General features: G+C 47.6%; 3 protein-coding genes and 1 tRNA gene. All 4 read left to right on the top strand.

Going from position 1 to position 4016, the window contains the following annotated elements; genetic code table 11:
- Positions 1–403, top strand: a 403-nt coding sequence (locus tag Q0X25_RS07655) for a zinc ribbon domain-containing protein (protein WP_298580808.1), incomplete at its 5' end; no start/stop codon positions are given.
- The gene (gene coaBC, locus Q0X25_RS07650) at positions 400–1851 is read left to right on the top strand and encodes a bifunctional phosphopantothenoylcysteine decarboxylase/phosphopantothenate--cysteine ligase CoaBC (RefSeq protein ID WP_298580804.1); all 1452 of its coding nucleotides are present in this window, start codon (positions 400–402) and stop codon (positions 1849–1851) included. The genes Q0X25_RS07655 and coaBC, both read left to right, overlap by 4 nt.
- Positions 1851–3656, top strand: a complete 1806-nt coding sequence (locus Q0X25_RS07645) for an ABC-F family ATP-binding cassette domain-containing protein (RefSeq protein ID WP_298580802.1) — start codon at positions 1851–1853, stop codon at positions 3654–3656. The genes coaBC and Q0X25_RS07645 overlap by 1 nt, the downstream gene beginning before the upstream one ends.
- Positions 3657–3861: 205 nt before the next feature.
- A tRNA-Pro gene (locus Q0X25_RS07640) sits at positions 3862–3938 on the top strand.
- The last annotated feature ends 78 nt before the right edge of the window (positions 3939–4016 follow it).

The raw sequence follows: 4016 nt of genomic DNA, 5'->3' as shown, positions 1-4016 counted from the left end.
AGAAAAGATTGAGCATGCTTATATGGAAAAGGCTGCTGCTTTGGAACACCTTCAAAAAGCTGAGTCAAATGCTCGTGCTATGGCAGAACGTCTTGTTGCTGAAAAGACTGCTCAAAAGGATTCTTTTGAGAAAGATAGCGCTGATTTGAGAGCAGAAGAACGCTTTCTCAAGAGCGAACGTGCGCAAGTAATAACGGGGATTTCTGCAGAGGTGATAAAGCGTTACGAGCAGGCTTGTAAACGTTTTGGAGGCCTTGCGGTGGAAGCCTTGCGCGGAAATGTACCATCTGTCTGCCGTGTTAAATTACAGCCTGCAGATTTTGGTGACCTGAGACGCGGCCCTGAGATTAGTACTTGCCCTTATTGCCATCGTATTCTTATTACTAAAGGAGCCTTGGCATGAGTGAGTCCTCACAACGAGATTTCCAGCTGTCCCATCAAACTTATCCTGATAAGGAGGATGCTTCTACTCCAAAAATTCTTTTGGGTGTAAGTGGAGGGATTGCCGCATATAAAGCCTGTGAGCTACTCAGACTTTTCCAAAAGCAGGGCTGCGAAGTGCGCGTGTGTGTAACTCCCGAAGCAGAGCAGTTTGTGGGAGCAGCGACCTTTGAGGCTTTAACACAGCATGAGGTACTCGTTAAACTTTTTGAAGGCCCTGATCCTATTCCTCATATCACGCTTGCCGAATGGGCTGATGCGGCTGTTGTTGTACCTGCAACAGCAAATAGTATGGCAAAGCTTGCTTGTGGCATTGCTGATGATGCACTTTCAACTACTTTGCTTGCTTTGCCACGAAATACACCTTTGTTGCTCGCTCCTGCGATGAATGTACATATGTGGAAGGCGGCGGCTACTCAGGATAATCTTGAGACGCTTGAGCGTAGAGGGGTACGTATCATATCCCCTGTGCACGGGCGTCTTGCGTGTGGTGATGTGGGCGCTGGCAAGCTTGCTGATATCAATGAAATTTTTGCTTCTGTAATGGATGCTCTTGACGCGCGTACTGCGCTGCGTAGTTTTGATACAGATCCTGATCGCACTATGCTTTTGGCTTTTGATCAGCTTGCTTGTGGTGAACAAGATGCAGAAGCTGCAGCAGTTACGCAGGAGAAGCTTGCTGGCAAGCGAGTTCTTGTCACGGCAGGCCCCACGCACGAAGCTATCGACCCTGTTCGCTATATCGCCAATGCTTCTTCGGGAAAGATGGGTTTTGCTATTGCAGAAGCATGCAAATCGTTTGGTGCTGAGGTGACGCTTGTAGCAGGGCCTACTAACCTTGCAACACCTGAGGGTGTCAGCCGTATTGATGTGGTATCTGCGTCTGAAATGTATCAAGCTACGATCAAGGCTTTTGAGAACTGTGATGTTGCAATTTGTGCCGCTGCAGTTGCTGACTATAAGCCTGAGGACCCCGCCGATCACAAGCTCAAAAAGGGTCGTGAGAATCTCGATACTATTAAGCTTGTACGCACGCGAGATATTCTTGCAAGTCTTTCTGTAAATAAAGGAGGGCGTTTGGTTATTGGCTTTGCTGCTGAAACTAATGATTTGCTCAAAAATGCACAGGAAAAGCTTGTCAAGAAGGGCTGTGACCTCATTGTTGCAAATGATGTTTCGCGAAAGGATTCTGCCTTTGGTGGAGATACCAATAGGGTGAGCTTTGTTACAGCAGATGGGGTTGAGCAGCTTCCAACGTTGACCAAACACCAGGTAGCAAGAGCTCTTGCTGAGCATATTACAAATATGCTGGCATCCAAAACTTCTGCTGAGGCGACTCATAATACGTCTCATTCTGATTCAAAAAATGATATAGATGCAACAGTGGTGAGACCGAGGTTATATACGTAATGGGCATTTTGGTTGGACTTGAGCACGTTGCACATGAGTGGCCTGGCAAACAGGTTTTACATGATGCCACAATAGGCATTAACGAAGGCGAACGTATTGGTATCGTTGGCCGCAATGGTGATGGTAAATCCACGCTGTTGCAACTCATTGGGCATCGGATCGAGCCAGATGCGGGAAACATTACTTGGCGTAATACTATCTCTGTTGGTATGTTGACGCAGTCAGATAACCTTGATGATGGCGATACGGTCGTTCATGCCGTGATGGGGGATACTCCCGAATATGAGTGGGCATCAGATCCCAAAATCCGTTCTATTTGTGATGAGCTGCTAGTTGACGTGGACTGGCAAAGTCAGGTGGGCACGCTTTCAGGTGGTCAGCGTCGTCGTGTCGATCTTGCACGCGTGTTGTCTCGTGATTGGGATGTCCTCTTAATGGATGAGCCAACCAACCACTTAGATATGCATGCAATTCGATGGCTTGCAGGTCATTTGACGCGTCGCTGGCCTGCAGGTGCTGGCGCGTTGCTTGTAGTGACACATGATCGTTGGTTTCTTGATGAGGTTTGTGAACATATGTGGGAAGTTCACGATGGCATCATTGATCCTTTTGAGGGTGGATATTCTGCGTATATTCAGCAGCGTGTGGAGCGCCAAAGACAAGCGGCAGCATCTGAGGAACGTAGACAAAATGTTTTGCGTAAAGAACTCAATTGGTTGGCTCATGGTGCCAAGGCCCGCAGTTCAAAACCAAAGTTTCGTATTGAGGCTGCCCGTGCTTTGCTCGCACAAGATCCTCCCGTGCGCGATAGCGTTGAGTTGTGTCGTCTTGCGGTAGGGCGTTTGGGAAAGCAGGTCTTTGAACTCAAAAATATTGGTGTGCGCTTTGAAGATCAGACAGTACTTGAGGGTCTCAATTGGATTGTAGGCCCAGGTGATCGTATAGGTATTCTTGGTGAAAATGGTGTCGGCAAGTCAACCTTGCTGCGCTTGATGTGTGGCAGGCTTCGCCCCACGACAGGTTTCCTTAAAATTGGCAAAACGGTTCAGCTAGCAGTTCTGTCACAACAGCTTGAAGAGTTATCTGCACACAATAACGAGCGGGTAGAGGATTTGTTGAGCTCGTTTAAGCAAATTTACTATACCGGCGGAAAGCCCCAGAGTCCACAGCAGATGGCAGAACGATTAGGCTTTACTCGTGCTGATTGGCCAACATTTATTAAAGATTTGTCTGGTGGCCAGCGCCGCTGTCTCGCAATTCTGACAGTTCTTCTTCAGGAACCTAATGTTTTGATGCTTGACGAGCCAGGCAATGACCTTGATACCGATATGCTTGCGGTGATTGAAGATTTGCTTGATAGCTGGCCAGGGACTTTACTACTTGTGACCCACGATCGCTTTTTGATGGAACGTGTCACAGACGATCAGTATGCGATTATTGATAGACAGCTTAGGCATTGTCCAGGTGGAGTTGATGAATATTTACGCCTTTTGGATGAGCGTAAAGCTGCCGAGGTAAGTGACGTTTCTTTGCAGAGCGTTGCCTCTGACACTTCCACTCAGGTTGCCTCTGGATTGAGCAATCAAGAGCGTCGTACCGCAAAAAAGCGCTTTGATGCTGTTGAGCGCCGCCTTAAAAAATTGCGCGAAGAGACAGACGAGCTACAAGATGCGTTAGCGGCACATAAGCCTACGGATTACCAAGGTTTGCTAGAGATTCAAGAGCATTTGAACATAAACAAGCAAGAGATTGCCAAACTTGAAGATGAATGGCTTGAGCTGGCAGAAAAGCTGGAATTAGCATGAGTAAAAATGAGGAAAACAGTACGCTTTTGCGTGTTGCGACCATTGCTGATGCTCAAGAATTCATTCCTTTTCCTGAGCTGTCAGCGGAAACCCTTGGCACTTGTGGCGTTTGACAACGTTCATGTGAATCATTGTGATATTTCTACTTGCATTATTTCTGATAGGGTGTTAAATTACTTACTCGCGCGTCGATAAGATGAGCAAACGGGTGGTGGCGCAGCTTGGTAGCGCACTTGACTGGGGGTCAAGGGGTCGCTGGTTCGAATCCAGTCCACCCGACCACGAAAACGCAGGTCAGAGCTTTTGCTCTGGCCTTTTAATATGAGAGAAGCATTGTCAAGTGGCATGACGTAGCAGGTC

The sequence above is a fragment of the uncultured Olegusella sp. genome (assembly GCF_947253395.1).
In the GTDB taxonomy this organism is placed as follows: domain Bacteria; phylum Actinomycetota; class Coriobacteriia; order Coriobacteriales; family Atopobiaceae; genus Olegusella.
The sequence above is the reverse complement of the archived record's forward strand: the minus strand, read 5'-3'. Positions and strand labels throughout refer to the sequence as shown.

Coding starts and splice junctions, on each gene's coding strand:
- coaBC (WP_298580804.1), top strand. CDS start 400: ATGAGTGAGTCCTCACAACGAGATTTCCAGCTGTCCCATCAAACTTAT.
- Q0X25_RS07645 (WP_298580802.1), top strand. CDS start 1,851: ATGGGCATTTTGGTTGGACTTGAGCACGTTGCACATGAGTGGCCTGGC.